24 protein-coding genes are annotated in these 22,934 nt (G+C 38.5%); 13 read left to right on the forward strand and 11 right to left on the reverse strand.

What is annotated here, in order from left to right:
• Positions 1-134 precede the first annotated feature (134 nt).
• The 5 genes from AB657_RS14570 to AB657_RS14590 all read left to right on the forward strand — a co-directional run bounded on the left by AB657_RS14570 (position 135) and on the right by AB657_RS14590 (position 3,429).
• Positions 135-437: a hypothetical protein gene (locus AB657_RS14570; protein ID WP_047247158.1), complete on the forward strand. Its 303-nt coding sequence runs from the start codon at positions 135-137 to the stop codon at positions 435-437.
• Between the two features lie 158 nt (positions 438-595).
• The gene (locus AB657_RS14575; RefSeq protein WP_047247159.1) at positions 596-901 is read left to right on the forward strand and encodes a hypothetical protein; all 306 of its coding nucleotides are present in this window, start codon (positions 596-598) and stop codon (positions 899-901) included.
• Between the two features lie 159 nt (positions 902-1,060).
• The gene (locus tag AB657_RS14580) at positions 1,061-1,270 is read left to right on the forward strand and encodes a hypothetical protein (protein ID WP_157491761.1); all 210 of its coding nucleotides are present in this window, start codon (positions 1,061-1,063) and stop codon (positions 1,268-1,270) included.
• 326 nt (positions 1,271-1,596) lie between these two features.
• Complete coding sequence (locus tag AB657_RS14585) at positions 1,597-1,896, forward strand: hypothetical protein (protein WP_047247161.1); 300 nt, start codon at positions 1,597-1,599, stop codon at positions 1,894-1,896.
• A gap of 177 nt (positions 1,897-2,073) precedes the next feature.
• On the forward strand, positions 2,074-3,429 hold the full coding sequence (locus AB657_RS14590) for a sigma-54-dependent transcriptional regulator (RefSeq protein WP_047247162.1): 1,356 nt from the start codon (positions 2,074-2,076) through the stop codon (positions 3,427-3,429).
• Here the strand turns inward: AB657_RS14590 and AB657_RS14595 are convergent.
• Positions 3,426-5,882 carry a hybrid sensor histidine kinase/response regulator gene (locus AB657_RS14595; protein WP_052958717.1) on the reverse strand — a complete coding sequence of 819 codons (2,457 nt, stop codon included), beginning with the start codon at positions 5,880-5,882 and terminating at the stop codon, positions 3,426-3,428. The genes AB657_RS14590 and AB657_RS14595 overlap by 4 nt on opposite strands.
• A gap of 312 nt (positions 5,883-6,194) precedes the next feature.
• Between AB657_RS14595 and AB657_RS14600 the strand changes: the two genes are divergently transcribed.
• A complete protein-coding gene (locus AB657_RS14600; RefSeq protein ID WP_047247163.1) occupies positions 6,195-8,405 on the forward strand; it encodes a TonB-dependent receptor in 2,211 nt (736 codons plus the stop codon).
• Positions 8,406-8,571: 166 nt separating this feature from the next.
• Here the strand turns inward: AB657_RS14600 and AB657_RS14605 are convergent, their stop codons facing one another.
• A complete protein-coding gene (locus AB657_RS14605; protein WP_047247164.1) occupies positions 8,572-9,018 on the reverse strand; it encodes a Rieske (2Fe-2S) protein in 447 nt (148 codons plus the stop codon).
• 135 nt (positions 9,019-9,153) lie between these two features.
• Here AB657_RS14605 and greA point away from each other — a divergent pair, with 135 nt between their 5' ends.
• Together greA and AB657_RS14615 are read left to right on the forward strand one after the other, a co-directional pair.
• Positions 9,154-9,630 (forward strand): transcription elongation factor GreA, encoded by a 477-nt coding sequence (gene greA / locus AB657_RS14610; RefSeq protein WP_047247165.1) that lies wholly within the window; start codon positions 9,154-9,156, stop codon positions 9,628-9,630.
• Between the two features lie 75 nt (positions 9,631-9,705).
• Entirely contained in the window at positions 9,706-10,095 is a 390-nt protein-coding gene (locus AB657_RS14615) for an HIT family protein (RefSeq protein ID WP_047247166.1), read from the forward strand.
• Here the strand turns inward: AB657_RS14615 and AB657_RS14620 are convergent.
• Both AB657_RS14620 and AB657_RS14625 read right to left on the reverse strand, forming a co-directional pair.
• Positions 10,085-10,441, reverse strand: a complete 357-nt coding sequence (locus AB657_RS14620; RefSeq protein ID WP_047247167.1) for a hypothetical protein — start codon at positions 10,439-10,441, stop codon at positions 10,085-10,087. The genes AB657_RS14615 and AB657_RS14620 overlap by 11 nt on opposite strands.
• Before the next feature lie 2 nt (positions 10,442-10,443).
• Entirely contained in the window at positions 10,444-11,592 is a 1,149-nt protein-coding gene (locus AB657_RS14625; RefSeq protein WP_047247168.1) for a sensor histidine kinase, read from the reverse strand.
• Positions 11,593-11,719: 127 nt separating this feature from the next.
• Between AB657_RS14625 and AB657_RS14630 the strand changes: the two genes are divergently transcribed.
• The gene (locus AB657_RS14630) at positions 11,720-12,097 is read left to right on the forward strand and encodes a DUF3127 domain-containing protein (protein ID WP_047247169.1); all 378 of its coding nucleotides are present in this window, start codon (positions 11,720-11,722) and stop codon (positions 12,095-12,097) included.
• Positions 12,098-12,222: 125 nt separating this feature from the next.
• Entirely contained in the window at positions 12,223-12,900 is a 678-nt protein-coding gene (aat, locus tag AB657_RS14635; protein WP_232304893.1) for a leucyl/phenylalanyl-tRNA--protein transferase, read from the forward strand.
• A gap of 78 nt (positions 12,901-12,978) precedes the next feature.
• Here aat and AB657_RS14640 read toward each other — a convergent pair whose 3' ends face one another.
• Together AB657_RS14640 and AB657_RS14645 are read right to left on the reverse strand one after the other, a co-directional pair.
• Positions 12,979-13,566 carry a hypothetical protein gene (locus AB657_RS14640; protein ID WP_232304894.1) on the reverse strand — a complete coding sequence of 196 codons (588 nt, stop codon included), beginning with the start codon at positions 13,564-13,566 and terminating at the stop codon, positions 12,979-12,981.
• The gene (locus AB657_RS14645; protein ID WP_047247171.1) at positions 13,553-14,116 is read right to left on the reverse strand and encodes a DNA-3-methyladenine glycosylase I; all 564 of its coding nucleotides are present in this window, start codon (positions 14,114-14,116) and stop codon (positions 13,553-13,555) included. The genes AB657_RS14640 and AB657_RS14645 overlap by 14 nt, the downstream gene beginning before the upstream one ends.
• A 294-nt stretch (positions 14,117-14,410) precedes the next feature.
• Here AB657_RS14645 and AB657_RS14650 point away from each other — a divergent pair, with 294 nt between their 5' ends.
• Complete coding sequence (locus AB657_RS14650; RefSeq protein WP_316933224.1) at positions 14,411-14,938, forward strand: thioredoxin family protein; 528 nt, start codon at positions 14,411-14,413, stop codon at positions 14,936-14,938.
• On the opposite strand, the gene AB657_RS14655 is transcribed toward AB657_RS14650, so the two are convergent.
• The 5 genes from AB657_RS14655 to AB657_RS14675 all read right to left on the reverse strand — a co-directional run bounded on the left by AB657_RS14655 (position 14,921) and on the right by AB657_RS14675 (position 18,405).
• A complete protein-coding gene (locus AB657_RS14655) occupies positions 14,921-15,652 on the reverse strand; it encodes an energy transducer TonB (protein ID WP_047247172.1) in 732 nt (243 codons plus the stop codon). The two genes, AB657_RS14650 and AB657_RS14655, sit on opposite strands and share 18 nt — an antisense overlap.
• Positions 15,653-15,729: 77 nt before the next feature.
• On the reverse strand, positions 15,730-16,431 hold the full coding sequence (gene truB, locus AB657_RS14660) for a tRNA pseudouridine(55) synthase TruB (RefSeq protein ID WP_047247173.1): 702 nt from the start codon (positions 16,429-16,431) through the stop codon (positions 15,730-15,732).
• Positions 16,432-16,457: 26 nt separating this feature from the next.
• Entirely contained in the window at positions 16,458-17,255 is a 798-nt protein-coding gene (locus AB657_RS14665; protein WP_047247174.1) for an undecaprenyl-diphosphate phosphatase, read from the reverse strand.
• Positions 17,256-17,516, reverse strand: coding sequence for a DUF3098 domain-containing protein (locus AB657_RS14670; protein ID WP_047247175.1), 261 nt, complete (start codon positions 17,514-17,516; stop codon positions 17,256-17,258).
• A 10-nt stretch (positions 17,517-17,526) separates the two neighbouring features.
• Complete coding sequence (locus tag AB657_RS14675) at positions 17,527-18,405, reverse strand: cell division protein FtsX (protein ID WP_047247176.1); 879 nt, start codon at positions 18,403-18,405, stop codon at positions 17,527-17,529.
• A gap of 265 nt (positions 18,406-18,670) precedes the next feature.
• Between AB657_RS14675 and AB657_RS14685 the strand changes: the two genes are divergently transcribed.
• A complete protein-coding gene (locus tag AB657_RS14685; protein ID WP_047247178.1) occupies positions 18,671-21,631 on the forward strand; it encodes a leucine--tRNA ligase in 2,961 nt (986 codons plus the stop codon).
• 164 nt (positions 21,632-21,795) lie between these two features.
• Entirely contained in the window at positions 21,796-22,896 is a 1,101-nt protein-coding gene (gene ald / locus AB657_RS14690; protein WP_047247179.1) for an alanine dehydrogenase, read from the forward strand.
• Positions 22,897-22,934: the final 38 nt, after the last annotated feature.

A 22,934-nucleotide genomic window follows, 5' to 3' on the forward strand; every position in this document is an offset into this window, starting at 1 on the left:
ATCGCGTTCAATTAATAATGTTGCTTCAAATAATTGATTTTCAGTTTATTATATGGGTAATTGGTTAAAAGCGCAGGAATGGTATCCTTTTTTCAGTAGTTGAGTCAAGAATGTTTAACTAAAATAGACTTAAGATGAAAAAATTAGTTTTTGCCACAGCTATAGCAATAGGAGGATTTACATTGGGAACCGCTGCAACCCCTATTATATTCCATGATGGCATTATGGAAGAGTTGATCGTTCAAGATTTTAAGGAAATTGCCGTATCGGATGTTCCTTCTGCCGTAATCACGGCTTTAGAAACAGATTATCCTGGTGCCACTCTCAATAAAGCCTATGTAAACGGAGAAGAACAATACAAATTGGAAGTATCTACTGCAGAAGGCAGTAGCTTGGAGCTATATGCAGATGCCGAAGGCAATTGGATTCAAATGTAAATACTTTTTATAGTTTGTTGATTGGATAACAAAAGCTGCCTAGGCAGCTTTTGTCGTTTGTAGGAAATTTTAGGAAAATCATACAATAAAACATCCATGTTCCGTTCGTCTTCGTACATATGTAGGAAAAGATATTTAACAAGCATTAAAACTTAAGCATGAAAAAATACTTGGTATTTGCCACAATAGCATTGGGCATGGTAATTAGTGCCAAAGCAATGGATCGTTCAGGAAATATAAATATGGAAGATACTGTAATAGTTACCGATGAGTTCAAAAAAATTTCCTCTAGCGAACTAACACCTCCGGTGGTAGAAGAATTGTTAAAACAATATCCAACATCAAAATTGGGAGCTGCCTATAAAAATTCTAAAGGGGAATTTAAGTTGATAATGATACTTAAAAGTGGTACCCGAAGAATTGTTTATATAGATTCTTACGGTAATTGGTTGAATAGGAAGTAGTTCCAGAATCGCTTTTAAAAAAAAGCTGCTTTTGCGGTTTTTTTTTATGTCAAAGAGTGACCTATCTAAAAAATGTGTGTCTTAATAAGTGTAAAGCAAGAATTTTAAAATGTATCGGTAGTTTTTATAACGGTTTGGTTTATGATCACTACTCTTATTTTGAAGACGAATATGACACATTTCAATAAATCATTACTGTTGGGGATTATAACCATAGGTACTTGGGTATTTGCATCAGTAATAATTAATGAATCAAAGATAGAAGCTAAGAATGATGATGTGAGCGATGTTGATATTAGAAGCGTAAAAGACAATAAAAAAACCTTCGTGGAAACACTAACCATTAACTATGAAGGAACAGCCGAATAATCGAGAACATTAGTTATACCTTGATTCCCCGAAAATTGAAATTGAACATGGTTTATTTAGTTGTTACGTGCATGTTTGATAAAATAGTATAACAAAACGTTTTTTTTGGTTGGTTGGGAAGGGAGTTGCTTCGGTGGCTCCTTTTTTTTGTGTAATTCTTACTCGTTTATGGGCAAAGTATACACAATTACCCATTATAAGATATAATGAAATGTATGTAAATAACTTATAGTCAATATTTTGTGGTTATTATATAGATTGGCACTGTTTTGCTACTATACAAAATGATTTTAAAGATTAATTATTAACTACAAAATTAAGAAGACATGAAAAAGTTATTTTTATTAGGAGCATTGGCAATAGGAAGTTTATCTATAACTGCCCAAGAAGCAGATATGGCACAGGTGGATGAGACCATTGTTGTGACCGTAAGCGAATTTACAGAAATAGCAACTTCCGATCTTCCGGAGGCGGTTAGCAATGCGGTAGCAACGAACTACCCAACTGCTACCATAAACAAGGCCTATGTGAACGAAGAAAAACAGTATAAGTTGGAAGTATCCTTGGAAGACGGTACCCAAGGTACCCTATATGCCGATGAAGAAGGTAATTGGTTGGATATGTAAAAGATAACTTGTTTGTATCACAAGTTGGTTTGGTCAGGAAGAGGTAGCATTATGCTACCTCTTCCTATTTATATATGATCTGTTCAAAGCACTATCTTTATGATAATTTTAGAACTTAAATAGCTGTCTTGTGCTATTTTTACATATATAAAATCTTAAAGAATACGTAGGACTTTTATGGCTAAAATCCTTATAGTTGAAGATGATACCTCTTTTGCCCAAATGCTATCCAAATTTTTGGATAAGAAAGGGTATGAAGTAACCCACAGTCCTACTGGATTGGATGGTGAAAAAAAAATTAAGGAATCTATCTTTGACCTTATCATTACAGATCTGCGACTTCCAGACTATGACGGTATCAAATTAATATCGCAATCGAACCGTAAGGTTCCAATAATTGTTATGACCAGCTATGCTGAAGTTCCTACGGCCGTACTGGCCATGAAAGAAGGGGCATATGATTATATTTCTAAACCTTTTGCCCCTGACCAAATTTTGGACATAATCGAGAGTGCTCTCAATAAAAAAGAGGATATAACAGAAAAAAAGGATAAAGTTCGAAATAACGGACCATCGAACTTATCTATAGAGGGCAATGAGGTTCTGGAAAAAGAAGAATTAAAGTTTATTAGTGAGGCTTCAGATAAATTAAAACAATATATCTCTTTGGTGGCCCCAACAAATATGTCGGTTTTAATTACCGGAGAGAGCGGTACGGGCAAGGAAGTGACCGCAAAATCTATCCATAACAATAGTAAAAGAAAAGGCAAGGCCTTTATGGCCCTTGATTGTGGGGCCATTCCGAAAGAGTTGGCCGCCAGTGAATTTTTCGGACATTTAAAAGGTAGTTTTACCGGTGCGATCTCAGACAAGATAGGTAGTTTCGAAGCGGCCAATGGCGGTACTTTGTTTTTAGATGAGGTAGGCAACCTTTCTTATGAAAACCAAGTACAACTTTTAAGGGCCTTACAAGAGCGAAAAATAAAGCGTATAGGAAGCAATGCCGAAATTAAAGTCGATGTACGTATAATTTCTGCCACCAACGAGGATTTAAAATTGGCCGTGGAACGTGGAAGTTTTAGGGAAGATCTATATCACAGGTTGAACGAATTTTCGTTAAAAATACCTTCATTGGTAGATAGGCCTGAAGATTTGCCCATATTTGCCGATCATTTTTTAAAAGTTTCCAATGAGAAATTGGGAAAACAAGTTGACGGTTTTTCCAATGAGGTATGGGACATATTCAAGTCTTACAGTTGGCCGGGAAATATACGGCAGCTGCAAAATGTTGTTCAAAGGGCCGTTTTACTTTCCGAAAACGGAGATATACAGCCTTCTGCCTTACCTCCCGATATTTTAGAACCATCGCAGAAGACAAGTTCTGTGAACATGACAAAGGAAGAGTTTGAAAAAGATCGGATAATAAAAGCATTAAAGCGAACCAATTACAATAAATCTAAAGCTGCCAAACTACTGCAGATTACCAGAAAAACCTTGTATAATAGAATTGGTTATTACAAGTTGGATGTTTAAATAATTCTTTCCCTTATTGCAGAAAGCAGTTTCTCCAATTTTTTACGTAAGATTAAAAAGTCAGATTTGATTTGTGACCACGAAGTATTTTCTAAAGTGGCAAGTTCAAATTCTACCAAGATAGGCACGCAACTTTCAATTGCCATTTGTCTAAACATAGGAAGCATTTTATGGGCGACCCTATTTAGTTCTTTAATGTTTTTTGTTTGTACCGATTTTTCTAGGTGTTCTTTATTTTCTTTAGTGTCAGTATAAAAAGTATGTAGCAATTCGTTGATAGCTTGTTCATCATCGCCCAAGAACAATTTTATTTGTGATAGGTTGTATAGGGTTGTTTCATCTTCACCTAAAAGGGAACCTTCTCTAATGCTTTCGCTTTGAACATTGTATTCCTTAAAAAAGGAAAAGATGAGATCTAAGATTTCTCGTTTCGAAAATGGTTTTCTTATAACGCCTGCGAACCCTAGGGAAACAAAATGATCTTTGGGAAAATCTCTTCTGCCGGTCATGGCAATAATGGGTTGTTGTAGAAAATGGCCGTAATCAAGATTCAATAAGCTTTTTACAACATCGAATCCAGAAGCATTTGGCATTTCTATGTCGGTCAAGACAATATCATATTTTAGCGGCGTGTCTTTCCTTATTTTTTCAAAATCTGAATACAGAATAGTGTCAATATTTGCTGTTTTCATCATTTCTCCCAACATGTGCAAAAAGGCGGGGTCATCATCAATTACCAATATTTTTAGGGGTTTGTTGGGTAGGTTTAAAGCGGGCTTCTTTTTTTGCAATATTGTTTCGGAAGAAAACAGCATCGGGAGCTCTAAAGTAAAAGAACTTCCCTGGGCCACTTCGCTCTCCAAGGTTATCGTGCCACCTAAGAGTTCTGTCAGTTTTTTTGATATCGTCAACCCTAGACCGTAGCCCCCATATCTTTTTATGTCTTGGTCTTTTGCCTGGGTAAACTCGTTAAAGATAAGTTGCTGCTCTTCTGGTGAAATACCAATACCGGTATCAGATACCGTAATTTTGACCTTGGTGGTGTGCGGGCCTTTCGATACTAATGAAGCTTTTAAAATTACACTCCCCTCTTTTGTAAATTTATAGGCATTTCCTAAAAGATTAGATACAATTTGACGTATGCGCAATGGGTCGTTGATCATTGGTTTTTTTAAGGCGTCATCAATATAGGTCTTGGTGGTTACCTTGCCGTTGTTTTGAGTGGTTTCAAAATCTTTGACCGTTTCATGCAATAGGTCGAATAAAGAAAAAGAGGTTTTTTCAGGTACCATTTTACCCGCTTCCAATTGTGAAAAGTCCAAAAGGTCGTTTACGAGGTTGTTCACGTAATCCGTGGCCGATTTTATATGCGAAAGATGCTGCGCCTGCTTAGGGGTAATCTTCGAGTTTTCTAAAAGATCGGTATAACCTGTTATGGCATTTAAAGGAGTTCTTAGGTCATGACTTACCGTGCCTATCAGCTGTTCCCTGCTTTTTAATAATGTTTCGGAATATTTCTTTTCTTTTTCAAGTTTTTTACGAAATAGGTTAGCTTTCCAGAAATCTCTATTAAGGATAAAAATAAAAATACCGACCACTAAGAAACCTAGTAAGGCCGCTATGATGGCCAAACGGATACTTCTTTTAAGGGCAGCTTCTCTTTTTATGTTTTCGTCTATAGTGTTCATTATAATTTCTTGCTCGAACGAAGACAGTATACTTCTTAGTTGCTGTGATAGCTCCATATCTGTCTTGTTAATGGCAATTTCTCTGGCCGCTAGCGAGTTTACGTTTATGGTGTTCTCTTTTTGTACTTCTTTGAGCAAGGCTTTTGAGGCTTGTAGAACGCTATCGGCCTTAACGGCATTTTGTCCGTCCGATTCTTCTGGTGGAATATTTTCATTAAGGTATTGCGCCAGTTTTTTTATTACATCTTGGGCCTTGGGCGAAAGGTCTTTAAAATTTGGGGATATACCTTCAGGGGTAATTACACCTAGCGATTTTTCTAACTTATCAAATTTGTTTAAGGCTTGATCTATAGCGGCACTGGTTTGATCTTGGGTTTTTAGTTTTCTAAGCACACTGTTATTATCTACCTTTTTCTGCAGAAGTATTTTTAAACTATCTAAAAGGTTCTTTTGATATTCGTTTTTCGTAGCGGTCTTAAGTTGTTTAATATCCTCGTAAATAGAGTCTATTTTTGTAACGTAACTGTCAAAATCCCTTCTTTTTTTTGATTGTAGGGCGTGTTTAGATAGGCCTTCCGCCTCGTACAATTGGGTCAATAGTGAACCGGTCTTTAATAACTTTGAATCGTTTTCGCCGATGAGGTCCTTTGTGAGGTACCTGCCTATTTCCGAATAGATATAAAAGGCGGCTATACCGGCCAATATCAGTAGCAATAGGTAGCTTATAATGATTTTGAGGGTAAACTTGTTTTTAGGTTTTTCCATTGGTAATATGTACGTATTATAGGGTGTTTATAGTTTTAATACGGTGTTAAATGTTTTGTTTGGCGGGGATGGTTACTTTTTCATTTTTCTATTGTGGGATAAATTTTCGTGTCTTACATTTGCGCCATCTCAAAGGGGTGCCGATTCTTGAACTATCGAGAAGAAGCTGAGATTATACCCAATGAACCTGGGCGGGTAATGCCGCCAAGGGAAGGCGAAAGCTATAATTTGGAATTTCTACGTCCTTAGATGGGCAAAAATCAATTTTTAACTTAGAATAATAGCCCCTTTTATTCGTAACATTTATTACGGATGAAAACTATTTTCACAATTTCTGTTGCCTTTCTGGTAACAATGGGTCTTAGGGCCCAACAACCAACAGATTCCTTGGAAGGAAAAAAAGTAGTACTTGATGAGGTCTTTGTCTCTGCGGTACGTGTAACCAAAGAGTCTCCCGTTACCTTTTCGAACCTAACAAAAGAAGAGGTCAAAACAAGAAACTTAGGACAGGATATTCCTGTTTTAATGAGTTTTATGCCCTCTGTAGTAACTACTACAGATGCCGGTGCCGGTGTGGGTTACACTAGCATAAGGGTGCGTGGCAGCGATGCTACTCGGGTAAACGTGACCATTAACGGCATACCTTATAACGATGCGGAATCGCAAGGCACCTTTTGGGTGAACATGCCAGATTTCGCCTCTTCTACCGAGAGCTTGCAATTGCAGAGAGGTGTAGGTACTTCTACCAACGGAGCAGGTGCTTTTGGGGCCAGTCTCAACTTGTTGACCGATGGCTTTTCTGAAGATCCCTATGCGCAGATTTCGTCTTCTATAGGAAGCTTTAATACGTTTAAGAACAACTTTAAATTTAGCACCGGGCTGTTGAACGATCATGTAGAGATTTCTGGAAGACTTTCTAGAATCATATCCGATGGTTATATTGATAGGGCATCATCGGATTTGGATTCCTATTTTTTACAAGGTGCCTATAAAGATGACAATACACTCGTTAAAGCATTGTTTTTTGGAGGGCATGAAGTTACCTATCAAGCATGGTACGGAACGCCATTGGCGAGAATTAACAATGATGAGGCAGGTATAGAAAAGTTCATTGCTGACAATTACTTATCGGAATCCGAGGCAGAGAACCTACGTAATTCCGATAGGCGCTATAATTATTATACCTACGATAACGAGGTAGACGATTATAAGCAAAACCATGCGCAATTGCTCTGGAACCAAGAGATTTCAAATAACTGGAGTACCAATATAGCATTGCATTATACTCATGGACGAGGGTTTTTTGAGCAGTATAGGGAAGATGATGATTTTAGCACCTATAATTTTGAGCCTATAGTGGTAAATGGCGAAGAAGTGAATACCACAGATTTGATCCGTAGAAGATGGTTGGTCAACGATTTCTATGGTACGGTATTTTCAGCCAATTATAAAAAAGATAAACTAGATCTTATTTTTGGGGGCGGTTATAACAAATATGAAGGCGATCATTTTGGAGAGGTAATCTGGGCTCGTTATGCCAGTAATAGCGAGTATAGAGATCGCTATTACGATGACAACTCTACAAAAACCGATTTTAATATATACGCCAAGGCCAATTACAATTTAAATAGTAAATGGTCACTTTATGGAGACTTACAATATAGGACCATTGGTTATTCTGCCAACGGAGAAGAGACGGGTTTGGTCGATGATACTTTTGACTTTTTTAACCCAAAGGCGGGCATAACCTATGATTTAAACACCAACAACAATCTTTATCTGTCGTTTGCGGTTGCCAATAGGGAGCCTAATAGAAACGATTATGAAAATGGCAACCCAAAGCCGGAAAAACTTAATGATTGGGAGTTGGGCTGGAGATATGTTTCTGCAGATGTGCAGGTAAATACCAATGTGTATTACATGAACTATAAAGATCAGTTGGTCTTGACCGGCGAGTTAAATGATGTAGGGGCTCCCTTGAGGGCCAACGTAGGCGATAGCTATAGATTAGGATTAGAGGTAGACGCACAAGTAGCTCTGGGCGATAAATTTTTGTGGCGACCTAATATGGCTCTAAGCACCAATAAGAACAAAGATTTTGTTTTTCAAAGAGATGGTGTCTTAGAAGATTTAGGGGAGACCAATATTTCTTTTTCGCCAGAAGTCATTATTGGAAATATTATTACCTATAACCCCACACAAAACCTTCAGGTGTCCTTGTTATCTAAATATGTGGGCAAACAATATATGGGCAATATAGATTCGGAAGCTTCTATTTTAGATGCATATTCACAAACCGACCTGAATTTTCAATATGAAATGCCATGTAATGGGTTTTTAAAGAGTATTGTGTTTTCTGGCTTGTTGAACAATATATTCGATGCCAAATTTGAATCGAATGGATATTTTTACACCTATGACGACGATTACTCTAATCCTGGGGTAATTACCACCATAGAGGGGGCGGGATACTATCCTCAGGCGGGTATCAACTTTTTGTTGGGAGCCACCTTAAACTTCTAAATAAAGACTTTGTGTGCTGAGCAAGAACCTATGATTTATAATTATTTAAATTATGGGTTCTTGCTTTTTTATGAGCCATTCTGTGTAGTTTCTTTAAACCGTTTCAGAGGTTCAATCCGAGAGAGATAGCTATACTAAGAAACAGAAAATGGTATAGAGCTAAACCTTAATTAGATACGGTTACACTGCTACCATTAAAACTTGCCCTGTATTCTAACATGTCATAATAACGCGTGTCGCCATCATCGTCATCGGGCCTATTTAGTAACTGGCCTGTAAATAAACTATATTGGTAATCTTCACATGCGCATGTTACCAACTGCCCGTCCAAAATCATTGTAGAGCAATCGTTGGGCACATGATTGGGGCAACTTGCTTCAAAGGCCCTAAATTGATCAAAGCCGACATTGATTATGAACACACCACGTAAACCAACACCTTGTGTAGGTACCCAAACAGCACTCCCCGTGTTACTTAAAGGGCTATAGGTGGGTAAGTTCAGGTTGGCATCGAAACGAAAATTAATTTCCTGTAAGAACGGGTTTCTATTGGAGCTATCGTTGCTGCAGGCACATATATTCAATAAAAGCAAAATAGCATATATACGTCTCATAATCAATTGTCGTTTGTTATTTTTTGATAGGCAAATGTGCGTAAAATTATATATATTTGTGTTAAATCCTCTCTAAAAAAAGTCATGTAAAGTGGCTATTTAAGAGGATTTTGCTATTTATAAAACGATGACACTATGAGTAACGTATCATATTATACAGCAGAGGGTTTAAAAAAACTGAAAGAAGAATTAAATTATTTAAGGGATGTTGAGCGCCCAAAGGCTTCACAGGCTATAGCAGAAGCCCGTGATAAGGGAGATTTATCTGAAAATGCCGAATACGATGCGGCCAAAGAGGCCCAAGGTTTGTTGGAAATGAAAATTTCTAAAATGGAAGAAACCTTGGCCAATGCCCGTTTAATAGATGAGTCTCAGTTAGATACATCAAAGGTTCTTGTGCTATCTACGGTAAGGTTAAAGAATCAGAATAACGGAATGGAGATGAAATATACTTTAGTGGCCGAAAGTGAGGCAGACCTAAAATCAGGAAAAATTTCCGTTAGCTCACCTATAGGAAAAGGATTGCTTGGCAAAAGTGTGGGCGATGTGGCAGAAATTAAGGTTCCAAATGGTACTTTAAAATTTGAAATTCTAGAAATTACCAGAGAGTAGTTATTAGATAATTAACTAATTTTAATCTCATCATTCAATTTGTTTTGATGGGATTTTTTTTAAATATATAAGACCATGGCAACCATTTTTACCAAAATAATCGCAGGGGAAATACCTTGTTATAAAGTAGCTGAAGACGATAATTTTTTGGCTTTTCTCGATATTAATCCTAATGCCAAAGGGCATACGCTCTGTATTCCGAAAAAGGAGGTGGATAAACTTTTGGATTTGGATGAAGGCACATATAGTGGCTTAATGAGCTTTTCCAGAAAAGTGGGGAAAGCTATAGAAGAAGCTATAGACTGTAATAGGGTCGGTATGGCCGTAATCGGGTTAGAGGTGCCGCATGTGCATGTACATCTAATTCCTTTGAACAGTATGAAAGATGCTACCTTTCAATCAAAGGTACAGTTGTCGGATGCCGAATTTAAAGAGATAGCTTCGAAAATTAGCGCTAAACTTTAATAGTGCCTCCCAAGTAAAAATATACACCGGTAGCTACTAGGGCGATAATTAGCAGTAGTAGTATATAGAACAAAAAAGTTGGGCGCGTAGATTTTTTTTCGGGCACTACGGTCTTTTGGTAATAGTCGAACATTCGTTCTATATCATCTGTCCATTTTACTGGATAGATCATAGAGCTACATTTTCTACAAACGATCTGATTGGTTATTTCGTTGGTAGTTTTATGGAAAAAAGGCCCATAACTGTGTTTTTGATAAAAGGTAAGCTTTAGGTCTTGATTAAAGCACTCGGGACAATTGTTCTTTAGGTCCGCTTCTTTGATTATAACCAGTTTTTCCTTTGCCATAACTATTGGTGTACTTTAAGGGAAATTTGCATTATAGTACCTTCTTTTCCAGAAGAAAGTACTTTTATTTTACCGTTGTGGTATTCTTCTATAATTCTTTTTACCAGAGATAGTCCTAAACCCCATCCTCTTTTTTTGGAAGTAACTCCAGGGGCAAAAATAGTATTAAAATTACTTTTGGGGATACCGTGACCCGTATCTGCAATTAAAATGGATACGAATTTTCCTTGGGGAACTATCTCAATAGCAATGGTTCCTTTTCCTTTCATGGCATCTATACCATTTTTGACCAAGTTTTCAATAGTCCAGTTATAAAGAGAACTGTTCAATAGGACAGGGGCATACTCTATATTCGACTTAAAAGAAAAGTGAATTAGTTTAGAGCTTCTTCTTTTTAGATAGTCAAAGGCGTCCTTGGTCTCGGCCACGATATCGGCTTCGTTTAATTTGGGCAACGATCCAATTTTTGAAAATCGTTCTGTAATCGTTTTTAACCTATCTATATCCTTATCTATTTCTTTGGTAATGTCAGGGTTTATACTTTCGGTCTTTAGCAATTCGTTCCATCCTAGAAGTGAGGATAGCGGCGTGCCTATTTGATGAGCGGTTTCTTTGGCCATGCCTGCCCATAGCTTGTTTTGTTCGGCTGCTTTGTTGGTTCTGAACAAAAAGAAGATTACGGCCCCAAAAAGAAATATGATCAATAAAAGAGCTATTGGGTAGAATTTTAATTTGTTCAAAACCTCTGAGTTTCCGTAATACAACGTAGCCAAATGCTCGCCTTGCTGATCTATGGAAATGGGGGTGTTCTCATCTTGAAACTGACGTAGTTTTTTTGCAATATAAACGGAATCGGACGCCATTTCTGCCGGAATGTTGTTTACCCTTATGGAACTGTCCTTGTTTATTAAGATCATAGGGGTAGAGGTGTTGTTCTGAAAAACCTTTAAATGTAGACTTCCCAAATCTACATCTTCCGATGACTGTAAAAATTCGGATTGGGCCGTTGCCCAAATTTCCATTTTAAGGCGTTCTTCCTCTTTAAATTTTTTAAAAAAACTATTCGTGTTCCATAGAATCAGGCTCACGACTATGAAGGCCCCGATTACCAGGAAGATGTTGGTAATTTTGTTTTTAGGACTAAAGTTCATCCAATGGTTTTGTACTAATAAATATAACCCTAAATGTAAATAATTGTTGTGCTATAATCGCAACTCATTATTTTATACCCCGTTCATTTTGCGTATTTTTGGTTTTTGAAGCAAAAGTGAACACAAGATGGAAATAGAAGGGAAAATAAAATTAATAGGTGAAACAAAGACATTTGGCAATAACGGATTTCGCAAAAGAGAAGTTGTTATTACCACAGATGAACAATATCCACAAACTATAATGGTAGAATTTGTTCAAGACAAATGTGATTTGTTGAACAGTTATAATGTGGGCCAAGATGTAAAAATAAGTATTAACCTTAGGGGTAGGGAATGGACAAACCCACAAGGCGAGGTTAAATACTTTAACTCTATTCAAGGTTGGCGTATAGAAAATTTACAACCAGCGGCGCAGCCCGAAGGTATGCCACCGGTACCTCCTATGGAGGCTTTTGAACCAGCGGACAATTTAAACGAAGAAGATCATGACGATCTTCCGTTTTAATACTAATTATCAAGTAGTAACATCATAATATTATCTTCATAAGAAGAAGGGAAAACTTGTTCGGCCACAGTGTTGAACAAGTTTTTTGTTTTAGGTGTATTTGGTTAACTTAAAGACAAAAAGTATTGAAAGAGTCAAATCAACGGAATCCTATTTATTTTCTTACCGAAGAGCTTTACTTTCCGCCGGTAGAAAATGCTACTTCAGAGGGGCTTTTGGCCGTAGGGGGCGATCTGTCGGCAGAGAGACTTTTACTTGCTTATAGGAACGGTATTTTTCCATGGTATAATGATGATGATTCCATTATTTTATGGTGGAGCCCCGATCCTCGCATGATCCTGTATCCAGGGAAGATAAAAGTATCGAAGAGTATGCGTAAAGTTATAAGGGACCAGAAATTCAGGTTAACCGTAAATCGGTGTTTTCAGAAAGTTATTAAACATTGTTCAACGGTAAAACGTGAAGAGCAAGAAGGTACATGGATCACGGAGGCCATGCAATGGGCGTATCTTGATCTTCATAAAAAAGGCTATGCAAAGTCATATGAAGTTTGGGAAGGTGACGATTTGGTCGGGGGCTTGTACGGTGTAGACTTAGGTCATGTTTTTTGCGGGGAAAGTATGTTCAGCCTTAGGTCGAATGCATCAAAATTTGCCTTTATAGAATTGGCCAGAGAACTACAGCAAAAAAATTATCTGTTCATAGATTGTCAAATGTACACCGATCATTTGGCCAGCCTTGGTGCCGAAGAAATAACAAGACAAGAATTTATATCCAAGTTAAAGGGAAAGAACGGTTTGTAAGGGCGCAAACAGATGGTTGTTAAAGAAAACTACAAATATGTTTAATGCTCTTAAACCGTTTGCGTAAACGGTGGTCTATTAATAAAGAACATGGTCAAAATTTGGAGGGGGCATTTTTCTATGGTTCTTAAAATTTCCTTCAGCATCAAATAATATTTCGTAATCCAAGTATCCTTTTTCTTTTTTACCCTTCACCATATATTTATAATTGATCGAAGGCAATAATAAGTTCTGAAAAGCATTTCTCAAGGTTGCTTCAAGTTCTTCATTGGCATCATAAGGGTATTGTTGCATTAGCCTCTTTACCTTGTATTTTGTAAATGAATTTTCTAAATAGGCGTTTATACGCTGTAAGGTTTCCGAGGGTATATCAACAGGTTTAATTACGATTTTGATATCGTTCAGAATACCATTTTCGTCGAACCCCATGCTGTACCATAGTTTGTCTTTCTTTAATTTAGCTTCAAAACTGGTTTTGATGCTGTCCGTTTCTTTGTAATATTTAAACCTTTTTACATCACTAATGTTGTTTTCTATAAGCTGTAATGCAGCTGGGGGAAACTGACTTTTTTTAATTCTGTGCTCGCGTTCGTATTTGTATTGGGCATTGGCGAAGAACCCTCCAAAAAACAATAAGGAAACTAGAGCTATCTTATACTTCATCATATCTGAAACAATTTACCTCGTGATCATTAACCATGCCTGTGGCCTGCATGTGTGCATATATGACCGTGCTGCCCACAAATTTAAAACCTCTCTTTTTTAGGTCTTTGCTGACTTTATCGGAAAGGGCGGTGTTGCCGGGGGCTTTCTTATAATCGACGATAGAATTTTTAATAGGTTTATGGTCTACAAATTTCCATATATAATTGCTAAAACTTCCAAATTCTTTTTGAACCTCCATAAAGGAAATGGCATTTGAAACCGTGGAGTTTATTTTTAGTTTATTTCGTATGATACCAGGATCTTGCAATAAACAATTTATTTTCTCTTGATCGTAAAGAGCTATTTTTTTGTAGTCAAAATTATCAAAAGCCTTTCTGAAATTTTCACGCTTACGCAGAATGGTAATCCAGCTAAGTCCTGCCTGAAAGGTTTCCAAGGTCAAGAATTCGAACAAGGTTTTATCGTCCTTTACGGGAACGCCCCATTCTTCGTCATGATACTTTTCGTAGAGTGCATCACCTTTGCACCAACCACATCGATGTTTTTCCATAATCAAATATAAAGAACTAATGCAGATCGGGAATATGATTTGTAGAGTTAATTGTGCGGTATTATATCAATGTCGGTCGATATAATAAATGAGGTTGCATTAGGCTAAATATGATTTATGAACGTTGTAGTTGTGGAGCATTTGTAAGGTTTTTAACAAGAGCTCAACTAAGTCGAAATATAATAATAGTAACGCAGAGCAATGGGGTTAAAAGAAACACATTCCGATAGTTTGATAAAGCAAAGTTTAGACAAGGCAATGTCGTACCAAGAGTATCGTGACCTAGTACATTAATTGTCTGTTGAGGGTAAATCTACTGGTCCGGAACAGACCGGTGCACTTGCCGATTATACCCAATTGAACGATCGTAGAATGAAGCGTTGGGACAAAACACTGAAATTTGACGAAACGGTAATTGAAAAAATCGGATCTGTAAACAAGAAAATAATATGGTTGGTACTTACAGAAAGTTGGTGTGGTGATGCATCACCTGCATTGCCCGTTATGAACAAGATAAGTGAGTTGAACTCGAACATTTCTCTCAAAATTGTTTTAAGGGACGAGAACTTAGAGTTAATGAACCAATTTTTAACCCGTGGCAGTATGTCCATACCCAAACTTATTATGATAGATGCCCAAAGCAATGAGGTAATCGGGGATTGGGGGCCAAGGTCAAAAAATGCTACCGATTTGGTGGATAGTTATAAGGCGGCACACGGTTCTCTCAGTAAAGAATTTAAACAAGACCTACAGGTTTGGTACAATAAAGATAAAGGTCAAAGTATTGTAGCGGATCTATTGGAACTACTTTCTTTGAAATAGATAGGTAATAGTTCCCTTTTGTAGAGCTTTGTCAGAAGAACTGAACCTTGCCTTATAGGCATATGCTATGGCATTGTCTACCAGACAGCCATTAGAGGTGCCCGAACTTTTTTCGTTAAAGTTGGCTTCGATAACACTTCCAGTTTCATCTACTTCTATGTTGATCACTACCTTACCGCCCTCTATACAGGTGTATATCGGTGGAGGTAAATGATAACTATTACGGTTTACCAATGAATAGGAGATAGAGGTTCTTTTCGCGGCAAGATTGTTGGTGTACTCTTCTTTTTGAGCTTCTTTTTCACCAAGCATTTGTTTCATTTGCTCGCGTTTTTTGGCAAGTTCCTTTACACGTGCGGCATATTCTGAATCGGCAATAAGATCGTTCGAAGCTTCTTCGTTGGCCATAGCGGCCTTTTCTTCCATAATCTCATCCAATGTTTTTAGGGGTTCGGGGTTGCCAAAACTGGGTTTTGCAGTTTCGTTATAGGCCATATGACTTTTAACGGGGTCAGATTTTGAGAGTTTTTCGAGCAGTTCTTCCTCTTCTTGGGTGAGCTCTTCCTCGGGCTCATCTTCCAATACCATTTCAACTACATAATCCTCTTCGTCTTCTGTTTGTGCGCCTAATTGAATATTATATAGAACCAAAACAACGATCGCCATTGAAAAAATGGTGATTATCAGAGATAGTTGTTGTCTGTTCAGATTCATTGATATATAACATTTATTTTCAGAAAATATTACAGTAAATCTTCAAATTGTGTCTTGTTAAATACGATTGGGTGTAATTATTTCTGTAATAACTCTTCGGTAAAGACCAATGGGTCTATGGCATTATCTACGTTAAAATTACCTATTTTGGTTCTTCTAAGGCCCGTCAGGTGCCCTCCAGAGTCTAACGATCTTCCAAAATCATGGGCAATGGAACGTATGTAGGTTCCTTTGCTACATTTAATTCTGAACGCTACCTCTGGCATTGTTATTTTGGTGATTTCAAATTCTAGAATATGAACATTGCGCTTTTTTATTTCAACATCTTTTCCTTCTCTTGCGTACTCGTATAAACGTTTACCATCTTTTTTTAGAGCTGAAAAAACGGGTGGGGCCTGTTCTATTTCTCCAATAAATTCCGCCGTAGTCTCATGAATAAGCTCATCGGTAATGTGGGCCGTTGAAAAGGTTTGGTCTATCTCGGTCTCCTGGTCGTACGAAGGGGTGGTGGCGCCCAAAGTGATCGTGCCCGTATATTCTTTGGCCTGTCCTTGATATTCGGGAATTTTCTTGGTAAACTTTCCCGTGCAGATGATAAGTAGACCGGTTGCCAGAGGGTCAAGCGTGCCGGCATGCCCTATTTTTATTTTTTTTAGATCGAATTTTTTTCGAATGGCCCATTTAAGTTTGTTCACTGCCTGAAACGATGACCAACCCAAAGGCTTATCGATCAATAACAACTGACCGTTTAAAAAATCATCTTTGGTCAAATTTTCCATAGATTTTGGGTTACGTTAAGGGCATGTTATGGGTTTACAAACCCATAAACAATAGCGATCAGCCCAACAATAAGGCAATATATGGCAAAATAGGAAAGTTTACTCTTGCGTACCAATTGGATCATCCATGTACAGGCCGCCAAACCGGCAACAAAAGCAGCGATAAATCCTGCGCCCATAGCAAAATTGTTATCTCCGTTAAAATTTAGTTCACCACTCATAAGGTCTTTGGCGATCTTACCAAATATTAGCGGAACTACCATTAAAAAAGAGAACCTGGCCGCTTTTGATTTGTCTACCCCCAAAAGTACAGAAGTAGAAATGGTGGCTCCACTACGGGAAATGCCGGGTAGCATGGCAATAGCTTGTGAGACCCCAACAATAAGAGCATTTCCGAAACTTACTTTTTTACCCGTATCTTCTGCTTTGTCGGCGAAATATAGTAGCGCGGCGGTAATTAATAACATAAAACCTACAAACCTGATATTGCCACCAAAAAATGCCTCTAACTGCTCTTCAAAGAAAAGTCCTATGAATACGGCAGGTAACATAGATATGATAATCTTGACCGAAAACTGGCTTTCTTCGTTCCATTTAAATTGTAAAAGCCCGCTAATTATTTCCCAAATATCCTTTCTAAAAACAACGATGGTACTTAGGGCCGTAGCAAAGTGTAGGACAACGGTAAATAATAAACTCTCTTCAGGAATGGAGTGGTCTCCTAAAATTGCCTTTCCCAGTTCCAAGTGACCACTGGAAGAAACGGGAAGAAACTCGGTTAATCCTTGAATAATGCCGAGTATAATGGCGTCTATAGTCTCCAATTATTTCTTTTTGTGCGGGTTTAATAAAATAGCGTAGACCTCTATTCCGAGTCCAATAAGAACCAAGGTAGGAGCCAAACGTATTCTTCTAAAATTATAAATTTCAGGGTTAAAAACGTTAGGGTCGTCACTGCCGCCACCGCTCATCAAAATAAAGCCAAGGGCAATAAAGGCCAACCCTATGAACATGAATAGGTAATTTTTCTTTTGAAAAATGAACTCCTGTTTTGAAGATTGTTCCACTTTAGTTTTTTTGCTCATAGGGGCAAATTTAGTAATATAATTCGTCTGTTCTTAAGTTAAGGAAACGTTGTGTAGCAAAGTAAGTGCTTAAAAAAGAGATTAGGATGCCCAAAAGAAACACGCCTACGAATAGGATAATAATTATGGAAGGGTCCTCTAACAGTCCCAAATCCTCAAAATTGGTGTTTACATAATAGATGACACCGGCAATGGCTGCAAGGGCCAATAACGCGCCCAACATTCCCAATTTAATATTTTGCCAAATAAAGGGCTTGCGTATAAAGGTTTTGGTGGCACCCACCATTTGCATGGTCTTTATGATAAATCTTTTTGAGTAAATGGACAGTCTAATGGAGCTATTGATCAACAGTACGGCAATAAAGGTAAAAACGGCACTGGCCACTAAAATCCAAAAACCTATTTTCTCTACGCTTTTGGCTACCATGCTTACCAATACCTTATCGTAGCTTACCTCGTCCACAAAACTTCGTTCTTCTAGATCGGCAGCGATCTCGCCCACTTTTTCGGCCGTGACAAAATCAGCGTTAAGTTTTACGTCTATCGAATTTTTTAATGGGTTGTATCCTAAATAATCTACAAAGTCTTCCCCGATTTCTTTGCTATGCTGTTCCGCCGCCTCCTCTTTTGATACATAAGTGGCAGATTTGGTATACTCCGACATTGCCAAGGTTTTTTGAAGCTGCTCTACTTCTATCTCTTTTGCGTTTTCCTTTAAAAAGATAGAAATGGTAATCTGCTCTTTAGAGCGATCGGCCATCTTCTTGGTGTTCAATACCAAAAGCCCTAGAATACCCAATAAAAAGAGAACTAAGGCAATGCTCAGTACCACGGAAAAATAGGAAGAAATTAGTTTCCGTCTTTGATAATTTTCAAAAGAGTTGCTCATATAGGTCTATCGTAATTGTAAAAATAGGAAAGTAATGTGAAATGAATCTTAAAAAAAATAAAACACCCCTGATTTTTAGGTGTAAAAAGGACCGGGAAAACTACTAAAGTTAATTTTTTGGAATTTTCTTTATGTGGATGAGTTTTTCTTGCAAAAGAGTGTCGTTTTTTGAGGCGATCGGGCCAAGGACCGTTAATCGCCAATATCTTTTTAACTTTCATCGATTCGACCTATTTTTGTCGCTTACAGCAAAGAAGCGAATATCATGCAATACAATTTCAACGAAATTGAAGCCAAGTGGCAAAAATATTGGGCGGACAAACAAACTTTCAAGGCCGAGAACAATAGTGACAAAGAAAAATTCTATGTGTTGGACATGTTTCCGTATCCTTCGGGAGCGGGTTTACATGTAGGGCATCCTTTAGGGTATATCGCCAGCGATATTTATGCGCGGTACAAAAGGCACAAAGGGTATAATGTCTTGCATCCTCAAGGGTACGACTCTTTTGGGTTGCCTGCGGAGCAATATGCAATACAGACCGGGCAGCACCCCGCCATTACTACAGAGGAGAACATCAAGACCTACAGAAGACAGCTTGATCAATTGGGCTTTTCTTTTGATTGGAGCCGTGAGGTACGCACATCCGATCCTAAATATTACAAATGGACGCAGTGGATATTTATTCAGCTGTTCAATTCGTGGTACAATAAAACTACCGATAAGGCAGAAGACATTACAAGTCTGATATCTGTATTTGAAAAAGAGGGCAATGCGGGTGTAGATGCCGTTTGCGATGATGATATTGCCGTTTTTTCTGCAGAAGAATGGAAAGCGTACAGTAGCAAAGAGCAACAAGATATATTATTAAAATATAGGTTGACCTATTTGGCAGAGAGCGAGGTGAACTGGTGTCCCGCTCTAGGAACTGTTTTGGCCAACGATGAGATTGTAAATGGTGTATCGGAACGTGGGGGGCACCCTGTTATCCGAAAAAAGATGACGCAATGGAGCATGCGCATTACCGCGTATGCCCAGCGTTTGTTGGATGGTCTGGAAAAGGTAGATTGGCCTCAGCCCCTTAAAGATTCGCAGACCAACTGGATCGGTAGATCAGAGGGAGCATCGGTTACATTTTATACAGTGCCCTCGACACCAGAAGAAGAATCATTTCCCATAGAGGTTTTTACTACCAGGCCCGATACTATTTTCGGAGTTAGTTTTATGACCTTGGCGCCAGAGCATGAGTTGGTTTCAAAAATTACCACTCCAGAACAGAAGGCGGCAGTAGAAGCTTATATAGAAGCAACGGCAAAACGGTCAGAAAGGGAAAGAATGGCCGACGTAAAAACCATTTCCGGAGCCTTCACGGGGGCATATGCAGAGCATCCGTTTACCAAAGAGCCCGTTCCGATTTGGATTGGCGATTATGTGTTGGCCGGTTATGGAACCGGGGCGGTCATGTCCGTGCCATGTGGTGATCAGCGCGATTATGATTTTGCAAAACATTTCAATATTCCCATTCCTAATATTTTCGAGGGAGTGGATATTTCCGAGGAAGCTTTTGCCGATAAGGAAAAAACGATAATAGCCAATTCCGATTTCTTGAACGGGCTACCGTATAAAAAGGCCGTAAAGCGTGCTATTTTTGAGTTGGAAAAGCTAGGACAGGGAGAAGGAAAAGTAAATTATCGTTTACGGGATGCCGTTTTTAGCAGACAGCGTTACTGGGGCGAACCTTTTCCTGTGTATTATGATGCGGACGGAATGCCGCAGATGATAGCAGAGGAACATTTGCCTATAAAACTACCGGAGGTAGATAAATACCTGCCTACAGAAACCGGTGAGCCACCTTTGGGGAATGCTACCGTATGGGCTTGGGATACCGAAAAGAACGAGGTAGTGGCGAATGACAACATAAACAACACTACTGTTTTTCCGTTAGAATTGAATACCATGCCTGGCTGGGCCGGAAGTTCGCAGTACTTTAACCGGTACATGGATCCACATAACGAGGACGAAATATTCTCTCAAGAAGCCATTAATTATTGGCAAGATGTGGACCTATATATCGGTGGAAGCGAACACGCTACCGGGCATTTGCTGTACAGTCGTTTTTGGCAAAAGTTTATGTTCGATAAAGGCTTGGTACCCAAAGATGAGTTTGCGAAGAAGCTGATTAACCAAGGGATGATTACCGGAACAAGTGCTTTTGTTTATGTATGGTCCCAAAAATATCAAGATAAACCAGTTGTTGTTTCTAAATCATTAATAGAAAAGGCTATATCGAATAATGGATTTCTTTTTGATTATTCTAAAGAATTGGATTCTATGTTTTCGGATTCAAAATCTAAGGGAGACGGTAGGACGCAAGGCGAAACATCTTGGGAACATTTTAATCCAATTCATGTTGATGTCTCTCTTGTAAACGCTTCTGATGAATTAGATGTTAATGCTTTTAAAGAATGGAGATCGGAATACGCTGAGGCAGTATTTATAACTGAAGAAGATGGAACGTTCAAAGTAGGCCGCGAAGTCGAAAAAATGTCCAAGTCCAAATACAATGTCGTAAATCCCGATGCCATTTGCGAAGAGTACGGGGCAGATAGTTTGCGTTTGTACGAAATGTTCTTAGGGCCCTTGGAGCAATCCAAGCCTTGGAATACCGCTGGTATAACCGGGGCACATGGTTTCTTAAAAAAGATGTGGCGTTTGTACCATTCCGGTGCCAATGGGGCTTTTGAAGTTTCGGAGGACGAGCCGTCCAAAGATTCTTGGAAGACCCTGCACAAAACCATTAAAAAGGTGGAGGAAGATATAGAGAACTTTAGTTTTAATACATCGGTTTCTACGTTTATGATCTGTGTAAACGAGCTAAGCTCGCAAAAATGTAACAGTAGGGCCGTGTTAGAACCATTGGCTATTTTGGTGTCACCTTATGCGCCACATATTGCCGAGGAACTATGGGAAAAGCTGGGGCATTCAGAATCTATAGCTACGGCACCGTTTCCAGAATTCGAGGAAAAATACCTAGTTGAAAGTACTAAGGAGTATCCTATATCCTTTAATGGTAAGATGCGCTTTAAGCTAGAGCTTCCCTTAGATCTTGGTAAAGAAGATATAGAGGCGGCGGTAATGGCTCATGAAAAGACCCAACAACAATTACAGGGTAGAACCCCTAAAAAGGTAATCGTGGTGCCTGGTAAGATTGTAAATATTGTAGGGTAGATATTTAGTTTTTGATAAAAAAATAGAACACACCCCTATTTTTTAAGGGGGTGTGTATTCAAAAAATCACTTTTTTGAGTGATTAACCCCTCATTTTATCGATTATTTGTTTATTTAAAGTTTAAATTATCGGAACTTAGCACCATAATTTTAAATAAATAATCATGATTGTTGGTATTCCCACAGAAATTAAGAACAACGAAAGTCGGGTTGGTATGACGCCAGCCGGAGTTTTTGAATTGGTAAAGAACAACCATACCGTATATGTGCAGTCTGGAGCAGGTGAAGGGAGCGGTTTTTATAATGGTGATTATCAACAGGCGGGAGCCATTATTTTAGATACCATTGGGCAGGTATATTCTATGAGCGAAATGATCGTTAAGGTAAAGGAGCCTATTGCGGAAGAATATGAGCTTATACAAGAGGGGCAAATTTTGTTCACCTATTTTCATTTTGCTTCCAGTGAAGAGCTAACAAAGGCGATGATCAAGAAAAAGGCGATTTGTATTGCTTATGAGACGGTAGAAGATGAAGAAGGTACATTGCCATTGTTGACACCAATGTCTGAGGTCGCCGGTAGAATGGCCATTCAACAAGGGGCTAAATATTTAGAAAAACCTGTAAAAGGCCGTGGGGTACTTTTAGGAGGTGTTCCTGGTGTGGCCCCAGGTAGGGTATTGGTCTTAGGGGCCGGTGTAGTGGGTATTCAGGCTGCAAAAATGGCAGCGGGCCTAGGTGCTCATGTAACCATATTGGATATTAACATGAAGCGTTTGAGGTATGTAAACGATGTGATGCCTCCACATGTTGTTACAGAATTTTCGAATGAATTTAATATTAGAAAACATATAAAGACACATGACCTAATTATTGGGGGAGTTCTTTTAAAAGGTGCCAAGGCGCCTAACCTTATTACAAGGGATATGTTGAAAGAAATGAGACCGGGAACGGTAATAGTGGATGTAGCGGTAGATCAAGGCGGATGTGTAGAAACAACCAGGCCTACCACACACGAAGATCCTGTTTATATTATAGATGATGTGGTACATTATTCCGTGGCCAATATGCCGGGTGCGGTACCTTATACCTCCACTATGGCACTTACCAATGTTACGTTGCCCTATGTCTTAAAGTTGGCAAATTTAGGTTGGGAGGAAGCTTGTAAAAAAGATACTGCACTAGAAAAGGGACTGAATATCGTGTCTGGAAAAGTGGTTTACAATGAAATAATAGAAGCTTTTGGCTGGGAAGAAGCCTTCGCTTAAAAGTACATTTTGTCAGTAAAAAGTTACCCCTTCGAACC

The organism is Maribacter thermophilus, assembly GCF_001020565.1.
Classification (GTDB): Bacteria; Bacteroidota; Bacteroidia; order Flavobacteriales; family Flavobacteriaceae; genus Maribacter; species Maribacter thermophilus.

Bases quoted from the DNA above. Each gene is read 5' to 3' on its own strand.
- AB657_RS14570 (WP_047247158.1), top strand. From the start codon at position 135: ATGAAAAAATTAGTTTTTGCCACAGCTATAGCAATAGGAGGATTTACA.
- AB657_RS14575 (WP_047247159.1), top strand. From the start codon at position 596: ATGAAAAAATACTTGGTATTTGCCACAATAGCATTGGGCATGGTAATT.
- AB657_RS14585 (WP_047247161.1), top strand. From the start codon at position 1,597: ATGAAAAAGTTATTTTTATTAGGAGCATTGGCAATAGGAAGTTTATCT.
- AB657_RS14590 (WP_047247162.1), top strand. From the start codon at position 2,074: ATGGCTAAAATCCTTATAGTTGAAGATGATACCTCTTTTGCCCAAATG.
- AB657_RS14595 (WP_052958717.1), bottom strand. From the start codon at position 5,882: ATGGAAAAACCTAAAAACAAGTTTACCCTCAAAATCATTATAAGCTAC.
- AB657_RS14600 (WP_047247163.1), top strand. From the start codon at position 6,195: ATGAAAACTATTTTCACAATTTCTGTTGCCTTTCTGGTAACAATGGGT.
- AB657_RS14605 (WP_047247164.1), bottom strand. From the start codon at position 9,018: ATGAGACGTATATATGCTATTTTGCTTTTATTGAATATATGTGCCTGC.
- greA (WP_047247165.1), top strand. From the start codon at position 9,154: ATGAGTAACGTATCATATTATACAGCAGAGGGTTTAAAAAAACTGAAA.
- AB657_RS14615 (WP_047247166.1), top strand. From the start codon at position 9,706: ATGGCAACCATTTTTACCAAAATAATCGCAGGGGAAATACCTTGTTAT.
- AB657_RS14620 (WP_047247167.1), bottom strand. From the start codon at position 10,441: ATGGCAAAGGAAAAACTGGTTATAATCAAAGAAGCGGACCTAAAGAAC.
- AB657_RS14625 (WP_047247168.1), bottom strand. From the start codon at position 11,592: ATGAACTTTAGTCCTAAAAACAAAATTACCAACATCTTCCTGGTAATC.
- AB657_RS14630 (WP_047247169.1), top strand. From the start codon at position 11,720: ATGGAAATAGAAGGGAAAATAAAATTAATAGGTGAAACAAAGACATTT.
- AB657_RS14640 (WP_232304894.1), bottom strand. From the start codon at position 13,566: ATGATGAAGTATAAGATAGCTCTAGTTTCCTTATTGTTTTTTGGAGGG.
- AB657_RS14645 (WP_047247171.1), bottom strand. From the start codon at position 14,116: ATGGAAAAACATCGATGTGGTTGGTGCAAAGGTGATGCACTCTACGAA.
- AB657_RS14655 (WP_047247172.1), bottom strand. From the start codon at position 15,652: ATGAATCTGAACAGACAACAACTATCTCTGATAATCACCATTTTTTCA.
- truB (WP_047247173.1), bottom strand. From the start codon at position 16,431: ATGGAAAATTTGACCAAAGATGATTTTTTAAACGGTCAGTTGTTATTG.
- AB657_RS14670 (WP_047247175.1), bottom strand. From the start codon at position 17,516: ATGAGCAAAAAAACTAAAGTGGAACAATCTTCAAAACAGGAGTTCATT.
- AB657_RS14675 (WP_047247176.1), bottom strand. From the start codon at position 18,405: ATGAGCAACTCTTTTGAAAATTATCAAAGACGGAAACTAATTTCTTCC.
- AB657_RS14685 (WP_047247178.1), top strand. From the start codon at position 18,671: ATGCAATACAATTTCAACGAAATTGAAGCCAAGTGGCAAAAATATTGG.
- ald (WP_047247179.1), top strand. From the start codon at position 21,796: ATGATTGTTGGTATTCCCACAGAAATTAAGAACAACGAAAGTCGGGTT.